16 protein-coding genes are annotated in these 15583 nt (G+C 66.2%); 9 read left to right on the top strand and 7 right to left on the bottom strand.

From position 1 onward, the window contains the following. Positions 1–145 precede the first annotated feature (145 nt). The 3 genes from ACV7JP_RS14900 to ACV7JP_RS14890 all read right to left on the bottom strand — a co-directional run bounded on the left by ACV7JP_RS14900 (position 146) and on the right by ACV7JP_RS14890 (position 2484). On the bottom strand, positions 146–529 hold the full coding sequence (locus ACV7JP_RS14900) for a DUF2267 domain-containing protein (protein WP_457796445.1): 384 nt from the start codon (positions 527–529) through the stop codon (positions 146–148). Between the two features lie 179 nt (positions 530–708). Then, positions 709–1161, bottom strand: a complete 453-nt coding sequence (locus tag ACV7JP_RS14895; protein WP_457796444.1) for a hypothetical protein — start codon at positions 1159–1161, stop codon at positions 709–711. 90 nt (positions 1162–1251) lie between these two features. Beyond that, a complete protein-coding gene (locus ACV7JP_RS14890; protein ID WP_457796443.1) occupies positions 1252–2484 on the bottom strand; it encodes an aspartate kinase in 1233 nt (410 codons plus the stop codon). Between the two features lie 200 nt (positions 2485–2684). Between ACV7JP_RS14890 and ubiG the strand changes: the two genes are divergently transcribed. From ubiG to ACV7JP_RS14865, 5 genes are all read left to right on the top strand, one after another. Continuing rightward, positions 2685–3455 carry a bifunctional 2-polyprenyl-6-hydroxyphenol methylase/3-demethylubiquinol 3-O-methyltransferase UbiG gene (gene ubiG / locus ACV7JP_RS14885; protein WP_457796442.1) on the top strand — a complete coding sequence of 257 codons (771 nt, stop codon included), beginning with the start codon at positions 2685–2687 and terminating at the stop codon, positions 3453–3455. 177 nt (positions 3456–3632) lie between these two features. Then, the gene (locus ACV7JP_RS14880; protein WP_457796441.1) at positions 3633–4316 is read left to right on the top strand and encodes an invasion associated locus B family protein; all 684 of its coding nucleotides are present in this window, start codon (positions 3633–3635) and stop codon (positions 4314–4316) included. Between the two features lie 44 nt (positions 4317–4360). Beyond that, positions 4361–4804 carry a DUF1772 domain-containing protein gene (locus ACV7JP_RS14875; protein WP_457796440.1) on the top strand — a complete coding sequence of 148 codons (444 nt, stop codon included), beginning with the start codon at positions 4361–4363 and terminating at the stop codon, positions 4802–4804. A 141-nt stretch (positions 4805–4945) separates the two neighbouring features. Continuing rightward, positions 4946–5683, top strand: a complete 738-nt coding sequence (locus ACV7JP_RS14870; protein ID WP_457796439.1) for a DUF2076 domain-containing protein — start codon at positions 4946–4948, stop codon at positions 5681–5683. Positions 5684–5974: 291 nt separating this feature from the next. Continuing rightward, positions 5975–6922 carry a phosphatase PAP2 family protein gene (locus ACV7JP_RS14865; protein WP_457796438.1) on the top strand — a complete coding sequence of 316 codons (948 nt, stop codon included), beginning with the start codon at positions 5975–5977 and terminating at the stop codon, positions 6920–6922. Positions 6923–7089: 167 nt separating this feature from the next. Here ACV7JP_RS14865 and ACV7JP_RS14860 read toward each other — a convergent pair whose 3' ends face one another. Continuing rightward, positions 7090–7641: a hypothetical protein gene (locus ACV7JP_RS14860; protein ID WP_457796437.1), complete on the bottom strand. Its 552-nt coding sequence runs from the start codon at positions 7639–7641 to the stop codon at positions 7090–7092. 355 nt (positions 7642–7996) lie between these two features. On the opposite strand from ACV7JP_RS14860, the gene ACV7JP_RS14855 reads away from it, so the two are divergent. Then, on the top strand, positions 7997–8188 hold the full coding sequence (locus ACV7JP_RS14855; RefSeq protein ID WP_457796436.1) for a hypothetical protein: 192 nt from the start codon (positions 7997–7999) through the stop codon (positions 8186–8188). A gap of 207 nt (positions 8189–8395) precedes the next feature. Further along, positions 8396–8752 carry a hypothetical protein gene (locus ACV7JP_RS14850; protein WP_457796435.1) on the top strand — a complete coding sequence of 119 codons (357 nt, stop codon included), beginning with the start codon at positions 8396–8398 and terminating at the stop codon, positions 8750–8752. 12 nt (positions 8753–8764) lie between these two features. Here ACV7JP_RS14850 and ACV7JP_RS14845 read toward each other — a convergent pair whose 3' ends face one another. Continuing rightward, positions 8765–10216: an NAD-dependent succinate-semialdehyde dehydrogenase gene (locus ACV7JP_RS14845; RefSeq protein ID WP_457796434.1), complete on the bottom strand. Its 1452-nt coding sequence runs from the start codon at positions 10214–10216 to the stop codon at positions 8765–8767. A 206-nt stretch (positions 10217–10422) separates the two neighbouring features. Here ACV7JP_RS14845 and ACV7JP_RS14840 point away from each other — a divergent pair, with 206 nt between their 5' ends. Together ACV7JP_RS14840 and ACV7JP_RS14835 are read left to right on the top strand one after the other, a co-directional pair. After that, positions 10423–11538: a glycosyltransferase family 4 protein gene (locus tag ACV7JP_RS14840; RefSeq protein WP_457796433.1), complete on the top strand. Its 1116-nt coding sequence runs from the start codon at positions 10423–10425 to the stop codon at positions 11536–11538. Next, positions 11535–13061, top strand: a complete 1527-nt coding sequence (locus tag ACV7JP_RS14835; protein ID WP_457796432.1) for a glucosamine inositolphosphorylceramide transferase family protein — start codon at positions 11535–11537, stop codon at positions 13059–13061. Before ACV7JP_RS14840 ends, ACV7JP_RS14835 begins: the two co-directional genes overlap by 4 nt. Before the next feature lie 26 nt (positions 13062–13087). Here ACV7JP_RS14835 and ACV7JP_RS14830 read toward each other — a convergent pair whose 3' ends face one another. After that, the gene (locus tag ACV7JP_RS14830; RefSeq protein ID WP_457796431.1) at positions 13088–14551 is read right to left on the bottom strand and encodes a lipopolysaccharide biosynthesis protein; all 1464 of its coding nucleotides are present in this window, start codon (positions 14549–14551) and stop codon (positions 13088–13090) included. Beyond that, the gene (locus ACV7JP_RS14825; RefSeq protein WP_457796430.1) at positions 14548–15516 is read right to left on the bottom strand and encodes a glycosyltransferase family 2 protein; all 969 of its coding nucleotides are present in this window, start codon (positions 15514–15516) and stop codon (positions 14548–14550) included. Before ACV7JP_RS14825 ends, ACV7JP_RS14830 begins: the two co-directional genes overlap by 4 nt. Between the last annotated feature and the right edge of the window lie 67 nt (positions 15517–15583).

Below are 15583 nucleotides of genomic sequence, written 5' to 3'. Positions count from 1 at the left end.
GAAGCAATCCAGAGCCAAAATGACGCTCTGGATTGCTTCGTCGCTTCGCTCCTCGCAATGACGGGGAGGCGGCGCATATGTCGGGTCGGAGGCGGCGGAGAATCGCCTTCACGACCATCGCTCGCAGTGAGCGGAAAGCGCGCCCTTACAGGAACTGCGACAGCCCGGGGATCGAATTGGCGATCAGCTTGACCTTTTCCTCGCCGATGACGCCCCTGGCGTAGCCGAAGATTTCGTGACCGAGTTTCTGGATCTGGCCCATGTCGAGGCCCAGCGCGTTGAGCTTGGTCGCGACGCCCATCAGGCCGCCGCCGAGCAGCCCGCCGAGCAAGCCGCCCGCGCCGCTATCCGCCCCCGCCGAGGCTTCGTCCGCCGCCTCGCGGGCGCCCACCACCTTATCGAAAAATTCCGCCACGGGACCGTCGGGAAGCTCTTTTTGAAGGAAAGCGAGCACATGGCCGATCGCGGTCCTGGCGACGCCCGCATCCACGCCGATCGCCGCTGAAACGCGCTCAATCAATTCATCCATCTCAATCCTCCCCTTGGCCATGTGGCGCGCGACTGTCGCCGCGCTTTGTGACAATTGCAAGCCGCAAGGCGGGCGCGTCGGCTCGGGGAGGACAGTGGGATATGGCGACGGCAAGCGGACGAAGAAAGGCCGATCGGGCGAGGGAGTGACGCGCATCCGCGCCACTCCCGCTCGCATGCTCACAGGCCCTGCCGCATCTCGCCGGTCGTTCCCGTCTGAGGCGGCGTCGCGCCGGAGCGCTCGGCGAGCGCCGGCAGCATGGCCCTGATCTTCGCGACGCCTTCCGCGCCGATGAGCGACTCGGCGCGCATGAGCGTCTCCTCGATCAAACGTTCGCTTTGCGCCTGGGTGAGGCCGAGATTGGCGAGCTTGCCGACAAGGATGTTCAGGTCCGCGCGGCCATGGCCCATGAAGCTCGTCATGCCCTCGATGGCCTGCGTCACGCCGCCGTCGCTCTTCGCGCCCGCCGCGGCGACCGCTTCACGCCCGCCCGGCATTTTGTCGATGAACTCGGCGACATGCCCTTCCGGAACCTCGTCGCGCAGGAACCGCAGCACATGCCCGATCGCGGCCTTGGCGATCGACGGTTCGAGCGAGGTCGCTTCGACGACGCGTCTTGACAGCTCTTCCATGTCACACCCTCCTTCAGGGATCTACCTGAAGTCGAGATGTCGCGCTGTCGCCGAGCGTCAAGCCAAGTTTGGAGAATATCTCAGCTATCGTCAGGCCGCGTCCAAGCCGTAGAGCGAATGCAGCGTGCGCACCGCAAGCTCCGTATAGGCTTCGTCGATCAGCACCGAGAATTTGATCTCCGAGGTAGTGATCGCGCGGATGTTCACGCCCTTATCCGCGAGCGCCCGGAACGCGCGGGCGGCGACGCCGGCATGGCTGCGCATGCCGATGCCGATGGCCGAGATCTTCGCCACTTCCTTCTCGCCCGCCATGGAATTGAAGCCGATATCGGCCTTGATCTTCTCGAGAATGGAAAAGGCGCGCTCGTAATCCGCCGAGCCGACGGTGAAGGTCATGTCCGTCGTGCCTTCCTCGGAGACGACCTGCACGATCATGTCGACATTGATGCCGGCCTCGGCGAGCGGCATGAAGACCGCCGCGGCGACGCCCGGCTTGTCGGCGACATTGCGGAGCGTGATCTGCGCTTCGTCGCGCGAGAAGGCGATGCCTGTGACGACCTGGGCTTCCACAATATCCTCCTCATTGCAGATGAGCGTCCCCTCGCCCGGATTGTCGGGGTCGTCGAAGGAGGAGCGCACATAGGTCGGCACCCCGTGCACCATGGCCGCCTCGACCGAGCGAACCTGCAAAACCTTGGCGCCGAGCGACGCCATCTCCAGCATTTCCTCGAAGGCGACGCGATCCATGCGCCTGGCCTTCGGCACGACGCGCGGATCGGTCGTATAGACGCCGTCGACATCCGTATAGATGTCGCAGCGATCGGCCCGGATCGCCGCCGCCAGAGCCACGGCGCTGGTGTCGGAGCCGCCGCGGCCGAGCGTGGTGATGCGGTTCGTCTCCGCGTGAACGCCCTGGAAGCCCGCCACCACGGCGACCTCGCCGCGCTTGAAGCCCTCGACGATCCCCTGGCCATCGATCGACTTGATGCGCGCCGAGCCATGCGCGTCGCTGGTGCGGACCGGCGCCTGCCAGCCGAGCCAGGAGCGCGCGGGAATGCCGATCTGCTGCAATGCGATCGCGAGAAGGCCCGCGGTCACCTGCTCGCCCGAGGCGACGACCGCGTCATATTCGCGCTGGTCGTAGAGCGGCGCTACCTCCTTGCACCAGGAGACGAGCTCGTTCGTCTTGCCGGCCATGGCGGAAACGACCACCGCGACCTCGCGGCCGGCGTCGACCTCGCGCTTCACATGGCGCGCCACATTGCGGATGCGCTCGACATTGGCGACGGACGTGCCGCCGAATTTCATGACCAGGCGTGACATGAGGACCGGTGTTCGGGGAATAGGCGTCCGCGTCGGCGGGCCGCCCACTCGCATCCCGCCAAAAGCGCGCGTATATGTGACCGCCTCCGCCCCCCTGTCAACGGCGGGCGGGCCGCCCCAAATGAGGGGCGGGCGAGAATATCGTCGCGTCGTCCCGCGGGCCGGCGGGACGATCCTGCAAGACGATTTGTGAGGCCTCCTTGTCCGAACCCGCCGCCCCTCATTCCGCAAGCGTCAATCCCGAGGATGTCGCGCGCTTCAACCGCCTCGGCGACCTGTGGTGGGACAAGAAAGGCAAGATGGGGATCCTCCACGACATCAACCCCATCCGCGTCACTTACGTCCGCGATCATATTCGCCGCTTCCTCAAGGGCGACATGAGCGCGCTCAACGAGTCGCCGGAACGGCCGCTCGAAGGGGTGCGCATCGCCGACATTGGCTGCGGAGGCGGCATTTTGGCCGAATCCCTCGCCGAGCTCGGCGCCGTCGTGACGGGCGTCGATCCCGCGCCGAACAACATCGCCGTGGCGAGCCGCCACGCCGGGAAGATGGGGCTCACGATCGACTACCGGAACATCACCGCCGAAGCGCTGGCCGAGTCGGGCGAGCAGTTCGACGCCGTCACGGCGCTCGAGGTGATCGAGCATGTCGAGGGGCCGGCCGACTTCGTGAAAATGCTCTCTCGGCTCGTGCGGCCCGGCGGCCTGCTGTTCCTGGCCACGATCGACCGCACCATGAAAAGCTACCTGCTCGCGATCGTCGGGGCCGAATATGTGCTGGGCTGGGTGCCAAAGGGCACGCATGACCACGACAAATTCATTCGGCCGCAAGAGCTCTCCGGCTGGCTGCGCAAGGCCGGCATGCGGGAGATCGACCGCGCCGGCATGAGCTTCCAGCCCCTCACCCGCTCCTGGCGCAAAAGCCACGACACGGATGTGAACTACCTGATGGCCGCCAAGAAAGAAGGCTGAGGGGCAGAGCCGTCATTGCGAGAAGCGGTAGCGACGAAGCAATCCAGAGCCATAATGACGCTCTGGACCGCTCGCTCCGCTCGCAATGAGGGGCGGGGGCGTCTCCAAAATGACGCCGCGAGGCAAAGCGCGAGAAACTCTTGTTCGCATCACAAGCGGTCATTAGACTTTCCCGCGATGATGAACGAATCGCCGCTCCTATCCGCCGCTGCGCGCGCGTCCGCGCTTCTCGGCCTGTCGCTTGCGCTCGCCCTTCCCGTTGCATTCGCCGGCGCGCCCGCGCTCGCCAAGGAGAAGCCCGCGGCCGCCAAGGACAAGAAGGACGCGAAGCCCGCCGCCGAGGAACCGGCCGCGCCGGACGATTCCGCCGATAAAAAGGGCAAGAAAAACAGCAAGAGCGACAAGAGCGCGGGCGCCGGCAAGCCCGAGCAGCTCGCGACCTTTGGCGACTGGGGCGCCTATCTGGCGCAATCCGGCAAGGACAAGACCTGCTACGCTCTCGGACAGCCCAAGGATCGGCAGCCCAAGGCGAAACTGAAAGACACTTCCGCCTATATCTTCATTTCCTCCCGTCCCGGCGACGGCGTGCGCAACGAGGTGGCGGTCAATCTCGGCTATCCGACCAAGGACGGCTCCGCCGCGGCCGCCGAGATCGACGGCGACGGCTGGGAGCTGATCACCAAGGGGCAGAACGCCTGGGTGAAGGATCAGTCGAAGGAGCGGGAATTCGTCGGCGCCCTGCGCGGCGGCTCCAAGCTCGTGGTGAAGGCGGCCTCGTCCAAGGGCACCTCCACGACCGACACCTACACGCTCAAGGGCCTGTCCGACGCCCTCGCCCGCGTCGCGCAGGAATGTAAATAAGGGAAGAGCGCGGGGAGGCCTTCTCCGGCGACGGAGCAGGAAAAATGTGGGGACTGCTGGCTCTGGCGACAGCGGCGGTTTTTTTCGGAGCCGCCTTCTACATAAGCGTTGCGGAGCAACCGGCGAGGCTTGGCCTTGACGACAGGGCCGCTCTGGCGCAGTGGGGCCCGGCGTACAAGCGCGGTTTCGCCATGCAAGCCTCGCTCGCAGTGATTTCCGGACTCTTCGGACTCGTCGCGTGGCGGACGACCGGCTCTATCGCCTGGGCGGGCGGCGCGGTCGCGATCCTCGCAAACTGGCCTTATACGCTGCTCGCGATCATGCCGGTCAACGCCCGCCTCGAGACAGCTCTTTCGGAAGGCGCGTCCGGCGACGTCAGGGGCCTTCTCATTCGCTGGGGCCGCCTCCACGCGGGTAGAGCCGTTCTCGGCGCGATCGCGACGTCGGTCTATATGTTCGCGGCCTGGCGGGGAGGCGGCGCCGATTGACGCGCCGCCGGTCCAAACCTTGCCGCCAGCTCACGAAACTTTAACCCGCCCCAGCTTCCGCCCGCTCTTGGCGCCTATCGGGCGCTCCCCCATATGTCCAGACGCCGCGCCTTCACGGCCGGTTCCTATGGGGAGAGACTGATGTCACCGGAAGAACGCCAACTGCTCGTCGGGCTGTTCGAGCGCACGAAGAGCGCCGCCGCAGGTCCGCGCGACCAGGAGGCGGAAACTTTCATCAATGAGCAGGTCAAGCAGCAGCCGGCCGCGCCTTATCTTCTGGCGCAGACCGTCATCGTGCAGGACCAAGCCTTGCAGGGCGCCAACGCCCGCATCGAAGAGCTCGAAAGGCAGGTGAAGGAACTGCAGTCGAAACCCGCTGGCGGTTTTCTCGGAGGGCTTTTCGGCGGCGGCCAGCGCCAGGCCCCGCCCCCGCCGCGTCCCGCGCCACAGGGCGGTCCTTGGGGGGCGCCTCAGGCCGGCCGGAACCCGGTCGCGGGCGGCTATGCGCCTCAGGGCTGGGGGCAGCAGCAGGCGCCGGATAGCGGCGGCTTCCTGAAGGGCGCGCTCGGCACGGCCGCGGGCGTCGCGGGCGGCGTGCTGCTCGCCGACGGCATCCGCAGCCTCTTCAGCCACGGCGCCGGCTATGGCGGGATGGCCAATCTCGGCATCGGCTCGGGCTTCACGCCGACGAGCGAGACGACCGTCGTCAACAACTACTATGGCGAGGAGCCGGGTGGCCAATGGGGCGGGCAGGACGCCGGCTATGACCAGGGCTACGACGATTCGGGCGATCTGCGCGACGCCGGCTACAGCAACGACCCCGGCTATGACGACGGGGGCGGCTTCGATGATGGCGGCGACGGCGGATTCGACGTCTGACCGGCTGTCAATCATAGAAACGCGCCCGCCGGGGAGACCCGGCGGGCGGGGCCGCCCAAAAAAATTTCTTTGAAAAAAGTTCCGCCGCCCGCTGTGGATTTCCCGGTCAGAATTTCGTCAACAAATACTGGCGCTTGATTTGATCTGCGTTTCTCTTGCGATTTTCACTTAGCGAAAATGACGCATAACCGGCGGCCGGTCGTTTACAGCCGGTTAGTTTGGCTACGCCAATTTTGTCCCATGAATATTCTTACGCGGCCTTTGCCATTCGAGATCGTTTTCACTATGGCTATGGTGACGATCTTGCTCACCCTTTCCGTAATTCTCGATCTGCCGGTCAATCTGCCGGCGGGCGATCCTGCTTCATTTGTGAAGATCCACTATCTCTACCCGCTGATCGGCGTGGCGGGATGGTCGGGGGCCGCCTTTCTCGGCCAGCGGCGGCGACTGGCGTCGACCTTTCTCATCGCCCTGCCCTGCTATGCCGTGATGCTGATCGTCCACTTCAACCTGAAGCTCTGGATCTGCCATATCAACCCCGGCCAGTTCGACGATCTTTATCGGCAAATCGACCAGCTCTTCGACCCGGTTGTGAAGTTCTGCGACCTCGCCTATGCGATGATGTCGACCGCCATTCCCGACGAGTACAATTTCTACACGACCGGCTTTATCGCCATGTTCTACGCGAGCTTCTGCGTGCATGCGCTGATGACCCCCGACAAATTCCGCACCGTGTTTATCGCCGCTCTCCTCTTCCAGGGATTGGGCGCGCTGGCCTATTTGATCGCGCCCGCGCTCGGACCTTTCATCTATGAATCAAGCCCTAATCCGCTCGTCCGGGAGGCGCAGGCGCATATGCTCGCGATCTACCAGCAGAACGCCGCGGAAGGCGCGCCCTGGATCGCAGAAAATGGGAGCCTGAATCTGCTTGCCGGTTTGGGGGCCATGCCCTCGCTCCATGCCGGCGGATCGGTCCTCTTCCTGATTTTCGCCTGGCGCTACGCGCGGGTCCTGCTTCCGGCCTATGTGCCGATCGTCGTCTATATTCTCGTCGGGGCGGTGGCGACGCGCTGGCACTACCTCATCGACTTGCCGGTCGGAATCGCCTTGGCCGGGGCCTGCGTCTCCATTGCCGAATATGTGACGCGCGGCGAGCGCCGCCACGCCGCTCCGGCCCATAGGGGCGGTCCATGGGGGGCGCCTCAGGGCGCTGCGGAGCAAACAGCCGGCGCCGGATAGCGGCGGCTCCTGAAGCGCCGCTAGCGCGGCCGATCGGCGCGACGCCGGCCGCGTGATCGGGCGTGAAAATAGAATGAGCCCGTCGGGGACCGACGGGCTGAGGATCGCCAGATCGCCCGCCACGAAAGTCTTTGGCAAGGCGAATGCGATCAGCTTATTGATTCCAGCTAGTGGGCGTTGCCGCCATAGCCGCCCCAATTACCGCCGCTGCCGCCCCAATGGCCGCTCGGCCGGGCTCCGCCATAGCCGCCGCCACCGCCGCTGCCCCAATGGCCGCCGCCGCCCCAATGACCGCCGCTCGGCCGGCCGCCGCCATAGCCGCCCCAACCGCCGCCGCCACTGCCCCAATGACCGCCGCCGCCCCAATGGCCGCCGCTCGGCCGGCCGCCGCCATAACCGCCCCAACCGCCGCCGCCGCCCCAGTGGCCGCCGCTGCCGCCCCAATGGCCACCGCTCGGCCGACCGCCGCCATAGCCGCCCCAACCGCCGCCGCCGCCGCCATTACTGCCCCACTGGCCGCCGCCCGTCGAACATTTGCCATAGCCTTTACAGTGGCCGCCGCTTTGTCCGCCGCCATAACCACCGCCCGAGCCGCCGCCCGAGCCGCCGGACTGAGACGCTGGCGACTCGCCCCAATGTCCGCTGCCCCAGGCGAAAGACGAAGCAGGATAAAGAAGAATCGCCGCCGCAGCGGCAGTAACTGCATATTTGCGAAGCATGATCGCCACTCCACTCACAAGAACGACTCGCGCTCAGTTCACGCCCCATGCGCGAGCAATTTGACGTTAAGCATCCTTCAAGATTTTTCTGTGCGCCGGCGCACGCCAATATTCGGCGAGCGTCCCGACCATTTCGGGAAACGCCTCGCGATTGTCCCCAGTTCCAGCCCGGCGTAAAACATTCGCCGGGCCGTGAGGAATTCGAAACGCGCGGCGCGCCGGCCCGGTTTTCCGGCGGCTATCCTTTTTGTCGACCAGACCCGAAAGAAAATCGCTGCGCCGCTCTCGGCGAGGCGCCCGCGAGCTCTATCTCTTCGACGGGCGATCAAAAGCTCTGTTTGAAGGAGTTCTTTTCATGCTCAGGATTCTGGCTTTCTCCATCGCCATCGGCGCGCTGCTGTCTCCCGCGTCGACGCGCGCGGACTGGTGGACCGAGGGACAAGCCGAATGGGCGCGACATGGCTTCAAGCACGGGCGGTGGGATTGCTACGGGAAATGTCCGCCCGAATTCCAGCGCCACCGCCGTCATCGTCACGACCGGCGCTGAGCGCGGCGGATCATCGTCGCGATCGCGGCCAGTGAGGATGCGCGGAATAGTCCAGCGCAATGCGGGGTCTGACCCCACCCGGCGCTGCTTTCCTTCACGCCGGCGTTCATTCGATCGCCTTGTGCGCCGGCGCACCAACTTCCAGCCTCCCGCGTCCTAAACCTCTTCTCGTTCGCAAGACGAACGCAACGAAGAAGGGTCCGGGACATGAACCGCATCGCCGCCGCCCACGCCGCCGCCTGCCGCAAATTCGCTTCGCGCCCCGTGCGCGCCGCGGTCGCCATCAAGATCGCCTTCGCGATCATGGCCGCCAATGTGAGCTTCGCCGCCGCCAAGGCGGTCTTCCACAAGACGGACGCCGCGCCCGCCGCCGCCGCGAGCATGTCGACCGTGAAGCCTTTCATCCTCCCGGTCGAAGACAAGTCCGAGACCGCTCCGGAGATCGCGACGCAGGCGGTCGAGGTCGCGAGCCTCCCGGGCTGCCGCGAGGTCGTCACCCAGACGGATGAAGGCTATGGCGTGCGCGGCTCGGTCATCCGCACGGTCTGCCGCAGGGCGCTGTGACGTCGCCGCGCCCTACATGCCGCCCAGACAGACATATTTCAGCTCGAGATAATCGTCGATTCCATAGCGGGAGCCCTCGCGACCGAGGCCGGAATGCTTCACGCCGCCAAAGGGCGCGGCCTCGGAGGTGATGATGCTTTCGTTGACGCCGACCATGCCGAATTCCAGCTTCTCCGCGACGCGGAAGATGCGCGCCACGTCGGCTGCGTAGAAATAGGCCGCGAGCCCATAAGGCGTCGCATTGGCGAGTCGAATCGCTTCTTCCTCCGTTTCGAAGGAGATCACCGGCGCCACCGGGCCGAACGTCTCCTCATGGAAGATGAGCGCGTCGGCCGGCACATTGGCGAGCACGGTCGGCTCGAAGAACAGCCCGCCCAGCGCATGGCGCGCGCCGCCGGTCAGCACTTTGGCCCCATGCGCGACGGCGTCGGAGATGTGGCGCTCGACCTTTTCGACCGCCGCCGCCTCGATCAGCGGCCCGACAGCGACGCCCTCCTCCGAGCCCGCGCCGACCTTCAGCGCTTGCGCGGCTTCCGCAAGCCGCTGCGAGAAGGCGTCGGCAATGCGCCTCTGCACGAGAAAGCGATTGGCGGAAATACAGGTCTGGCCGCCGTTCCGGTATTTCGTCGCGACGGCGCCCTTCACCGCCCGGTCGAGATCGGCGTCCTCGAAAACGATCAGCGGCGCGTTGCCGCCAAGCTCCATCGAGCATTTCTGCACATTGTCGGCCGCCTGGCGCAGCAAAATCCTGCCGACCTCGGTCGAGCCGGTGAAGGTGAGCTTGCGCACGGCCGGATTGCGCGTGAATTCCTGCCCGACCGGCGCGGGATCTTGCGCCGTCACGACATTCACGACGCCCGCCGGCACGCCCGCGCGTTCGGCCAGCTCCGCGAGCGCAAGCGCCGAAAAAGGCGTGAGCTCCGCCGGCTTTACGACCATTGTGCAGCCTGCGCCGAGCGCGGCGGCGACCTTGCGCGCCAGCATGGCCGAGGGGAAATTCCAGGGCGTGATCGCCACCGTGACGCCGATCGCCTGCTTGAGCACGAGAATGCGGCGGTCCATCGCCGGTCCCGGCACGATGTCGCCATAGACGCGGCGGCCTTCCTCCGCGAACCAGTCGATATAGGAAGCGCCATAGGCGATCTCGCCCCGGGCCTCGAAGAGCGGCTTGCCCTGCTCGGCCGTGATGATGCGCGCAAGGCGCTCCTGCTCGGCCATGATCAGTTCGTACCAGCGGCGCATGATCTGCGCGCGCTCTTTCGCCGGACGGTCGCGCCAGACGGGCAGAGCCTTCTCCGCCGCTTCGATCGCGCGGCGCGTCTCGGCGGCGCCCATATCGGGCGCATGGCCGAGAATCTCGCCGGTCGCAGGATTGGCGACGGCAAAAGTCGCGCCGCTGTCGGCGCCGACCCAGGCGCCGCCGATGAAGGCGCGTTCGACGAGAGAGAGATCGTTCACATTCATAAGGCGAAGCCTTTGTCTTCGCGCCCGCAGCGGCGCCAACCAGAGATACAGGAAAGCCGCGTCGCTATTTCAAGCAAAAATACATCTTCGTGAATTATCGATATTGCTTAACCCTGCCGCGCGCTGGCGCTGGCGCGAATGGGGCGCCTGCGTTTAATTCGCATTCGATTAAAACCAGATAGGCCAAAACTTTGCCGAGCGCCCCCTTGAGCTCTATCCGACAAAAAACCGTCGCCATCGTTCAGACCCAGGCGGAAAACGCCGGCGCGCAGGAGATTGCGCGCCTGTTGGCCCAAGGCTTCGAGAAGCGCGGCTGGCGCACGCGGCAGGTCTTCTTCTACCGGCGCACGGACAGCTTCGACAACGACCCCAACGCGTTTTTCTGCGCCAAGCGGCGGCCTTCCATCCCGTTCGGGGTCGTCAAGATGCTCGGGGCGCTTTTCGGGGAGTTTCGCCGGGAGAAGCCGGACGCCGTGGTGACGCTTCAGCATTACGGCAATGTCATTGCCGCGCCCGTGGCGCGCGCCGCCGGCAAGTCCATCCTCATCGCCAACCAGTTGACCCCGGCGCAACTGATCCCCGGCCCCGTGGCGTTTGCCGACAAGATCATGGGCGCGCTCGGATTTTACGACCATATCGTCGTCAACTCCGCGCAGACCGAGATCGAATATCGCGGCTATCCGCCCTCCTACGCCCGGCGCCTCACCCGCATCGACCACGGCTTTTTCGACAAATCGGCGCCGATGAGCAAATCGGAAGCGCGCGCCAGGCTGGGCCTGCCTGACGGGGTCCCCCTGCTCGGCTGCGCGGCCCGGCTTCATCAGACGAAGCAAGTGGATCTCGCAATTCGCCTCCTCGCGGAAAATCGCGACCAGCATCTCGCGCTCGCCGGCCAGGGCAAGGAGCGCGACGCGCTCGAAGCGCTCGCCGTCTCGCTCGGCGTGCGGGACCGTGTTCATTTCCTCGGCGAACTGGGCGCGGAGAGCATGGGCGCCTTCCTTGCGGCGCTCGACTGCTTCGTCTTCCCGAGCGCGATGGAGACGTTCGGCCTCGCGCCCGTGGAAGCCGCGCAAGCGGGCGTTCCCGTCGTCGCCAATGACATAGAGGTGCTGCGCGAGGTCCTCGCCGTGAATGGCGAGCCCTGCGCGCTTTTCGTCGACGCCGGCGACACGGCGTCCTTCGCCAGCGCGGTCAACCGCGTGCTGAACGATCCCGCGCTTCATGCCAAGCTCACGGGCGTCGGCCGTCGCCTCGCGGAGCGCTATCCGCTCGACGCCATGGTCGAAGATTATCTGCGCCTGATGGAAAGACCCCCGGCATGACGTATCAGCGCATTGTCATCGCCGCCTCTTCGGCGCGTTTCCTGCGCTGGCAGGATCGTCTGCGCGACTCGCTGGCGCGCCGCTGGCCCGGCGCCGAGGTCGTTTTTCGCTTCGAGCCGGGAGACGACCCGCAGCCCGGCGCCGTGACGCAGTTGCTGGCGCTGGAGCGCATGCTGCTGCGGCGGGGCAAGCCGACGCTCAGCGACCGCATCGAGAAACTGTCGGCGAAGGCGACTCTGGAGCCCGGCGCCGACGTCGTGATCGACCTCGTCGGCGACGCCTCGCCAGCGAGCGGCGCGCGCGTGCTGCGTCCCCTTTACGACGGACACGAAACCGACCAGGCGGCCGTCGCCGCGATCCTCTCGGGCGCCGCGCCGACGCTCGCCGTCGAAGACGCCGCAACCGGCGCCGTCATCGTCGAAGGCCTTCCCTCCTTCGAGGCGGCGGACGGTCTCACCGGCGGCCTAGAGGCCGTATATTCGCGCATCTGCGTCCTGATCGAGAAGGCGCTCGCCGATCCGGACGCCGTGGTTGGCGCGCCGGCGCCGCCCGCCGATCGGAACCCGCGCCGGCCCGCCGCCTATTTCGCGCGCAACCTCGCCTTTCAGTGCGCGCGATGGCTCTATCATCTCTGCTGCCACTCCCCGCATTGGCGCATCGGCTGGCGCTATATTGACGGGCCCGGCGTGATCGAGAACGGCGCGCTGTCGGGACCCGAATGGCGCGTCATGCCGGATCAGGGCGCCGCCTTCTCGGCGGACCCCTTCCCGATCGACTGGCGCGGACAGACAGGCGTCTTCTACGAACTATTCGACTACGGCTCCGGCATCGGCGAAATCTTCTTTCAGCCCTTCGACGCCTCGGGGCCCGTCGGCGCTCCGTTATGTGCGCTCAAAGAGCGCTGGCATCTCTCCTATCCGTTTCTCATCGAGGAAGCGGGGGAACTCTATATGGTCCCCGAGGCTTCGAATTTCGGCGCGATCACGCTCTATCGCTGCGTCGAGTTCCCCGCGAAGTGGGAGCCTGTCGCGAAGCTCGTCGAGAGTGTCGAAGCGGCCGATGCGACGATCTTTCGCCACGGCGGGCGCTACTGGATGACCTCGGTCGTTCGCGACGGCTATGGCGGCTATTCGGATACGCTGGCGATCCATCACGCCCCGAGCCTCTTCGGGCCATGGGAGCCGCACGCGCGATCGCCCGTCCTCGTCGACTCCCGTTACGCGCGGCCGGCGGGCGCGGTCGTCTCCCATAACGGCGCCCTGCTGCGGCCCGTGCAGGATTGCGCGCGGGGCTATGGCAAGGATCTCGCGATCATGCGCATCGACGCGCTTGATCCCGAGACGTTCCGGCAGTCGATGGTCAGCCGTCTCTCGCCCGGCGGCCGCTGGCCCGGCAACCGCCTGCATACGCTGAACCGCTTCGGCCGCCTCGAATGCATCGACGGCGCGGCGTTCACGCCGAAATACATGCCGCTGCGTCGCGCCCTGCATGAGCGGATCGACCGGCGTCTCTCGAACGCCTAACCTTTCGTTGGCAGACCCGGCCGCCTTTACGCGGCCCGGCTGCGCAGCATCTCGCGCGCCTCGCGCCAGCGCTGCGCCACTTCCCGGGGGAAGCCGAGGAGCAAGGCCGCGGCGTAGATCGCGCCGCCCAGCGCGATCAGCGCCGTGAGCAGCGGCCAGCTCGTCAGCGGCGCAAGCGCGTCGGACTGAAGGAGCCAGGCGACGGCGACGCCCATGCCTCCCGCGGCAAGAAGCGCCGGACGCATGGCGTTCCACGTCGTCGCATAGGAAACGCCGACGCTTTCCCGCATCATCCACAGGCTCACGCCGGTCATGACGGAGGCGCGCACGACCTGCGCCCAGGCCACGGCCATCACGCCGAAGGGACTCATCGCCGCCGTGAGAAGCACGCTCGCCGCAACATGGATCAGTCCTTGCGTGGTCAGGCGGCGCGTGTGGCCCGTCGCGGTCATCATCGGCACGAAGAACGGGTTGGGGGCGCCCGCGATCGCGATGAGGCTCAGCGCCTGGATCAGCGGCGCGGACGGCTCCCATTGCGGGCCGAAAACGAGCGGCATGGCGAGCGGCGCGACCGCCGACAGGCCGAAGAAGATCGGGAAGATGCTGAGCGCGGCGATCTCGACCATCCGCGCATAGGCGGCGACGAGGCGCGCATGATCGTCGCGCACCCGGCTGAACGTCACCAGCGAAACGTTCGACAGCGGGCTGACGCAGACATGCAGGACGAGCTCGAAGCAGCGCCACGCCGTGCGCAGATAGCCGAGCATTGTCGGCCCGAGAAAAAGCCCGACCAGAAGGTCCATGAGCTTGGTGTTGAGCATCAGGACGAGATTGGCGCTCGTCACCTGCATGCCCATGCGCAGCAAATCGCGCAGCTCGTGAATCGATGCGAATGTCGGCGCGCCAGGCCGCCAGCGCTCCGCGCGCCACATGAGCGCGCATTGCGCGAGGACCGACGCCAGCTTCTGCAGGACGAGGCTCAGCACGCCATATCCCGCGACCGCGGCGGCGACGCCGACGGCGCCGCCGAGCGAAACGCCCCAAAGCGTGCTGCGGGCGATCGCCCCGTGACCGAACTCGCGCTGCAACCGGGCTTCCGGCACGGCCGAGGCGTTGAGCAGCCAGCAGACGGGCGAAAGCCAACGGATGGCGTCCGCGAGCTCCGGATGGCCGAACGCCGCCGCCAGCGGGAAGGCGCCGAAATAGAGCGCCAGCGACGCCGCGAGGCCGACCAGTTGCAGGAACCAGAAGACCTGGTTCTGCAGGCCGTCGTCGAGCTTCTCCTTCTGGATCGTCGCTTCGACGAGTCCGCCCCGCCCGAGAACGCCGAAAGCGTCCACGAAGACCATGGCGAGCGCCATGAGGCCGAAGGCCGCTGGATCGAGGAGCCGCGCCGTATAGACGAAAAAGAGGAAATTGAGGACTTGCTGTCCGAGGTTGGACAGCAGGCCCCAAAGGCTGCTCCTGGCGGTCAGGCGCGCAATGCTCACGGCGTTGAATACCTCTGGTCTGGGAACATGGCCCGCAGCCGCCAGCGAAGGCCGCGCAAGATCATCACCAGGACGAACGGGTGGCGGACGAGCGACTCGACCATCCCTCCGACATCCTTGCCGCGTCGGCGGCGCTTGAATTCGAGCGCGTGATTATATTGCTCGATGTAATAAGCGCGCTTGACGATCACGGCTTTTTCGGACGCCGACAGGCGGTCGGCATATTCCCGAAGCACGAAGAGATTGCCGTCCATAAGGTGATTGTTGTTCACCTGCGTTCGGGAGGCGGCGGATTTGCTGCCGTCGATCTCGCTCGTCGTGATCGTGTAGATGTAGCAGGGCTCGGGGATGCGCCACACGCGGGCGCCTTTCGCGAGCAGCTCGGCCATGAGGACGAAATCCTCTCCGTAGCGGAATGGCCTGTATCGAACGCCCTCGCGCCGGAGAAACTCGGTCCGGAAGATCGGCTTGAGCGTGCCGTAGTCGAAGCCGCTCGCCGACAGGCTCTTTAGGTAAAGCGTCGTGAGATCGAGCGGCCTCGGCCCGCCGCTTCTGGGCAGGCCGGACCTGACGATCGCGCCATGCGCGGGGTCTCGGAGCCACTGATTATCGGCGAGAACGTCGGCGCCGAGCCGATGCGCGGCGGCGACCATGGTCTCCAGCCGTTCGGGGAGATAAAGATCGTCGGCGTCGAGAACCGCGATCCATTCCCCGCGCGCGGCCGCGAAGCCGACATTGCGCGCCGCGCTCGGGCCGCCATTCCGCTCCAGGCGCATCACCTGGATTCGGTCGTCGGCGGCGGCGAGCGCGTTCGCGACGTCGACCGTCTCGTCCGTCGAGGCGTCGTCGACGATGATCGCTTCCCAATCGCGGAGCGTCTGAGCCTGCAGCGACGCCACGGCGTTCCCAAGGAATCCGGCGGCGTTGTAGGCCGGGATCACTACGCTCACGATAACGGACGACACGTCGCGCTCCTCGAAAGTAAGCGGCATTTGCGCCAAATGCCGGATAACCGATGGACGCCCGCTTCGC

The organism is Methylocystis sp. S23 (assembly GCF_054106005.1).
Note: the sequence above shows the minus strand (reverse complement) of the source record. Positions and strands in the feature narration are given on the sequence as shown.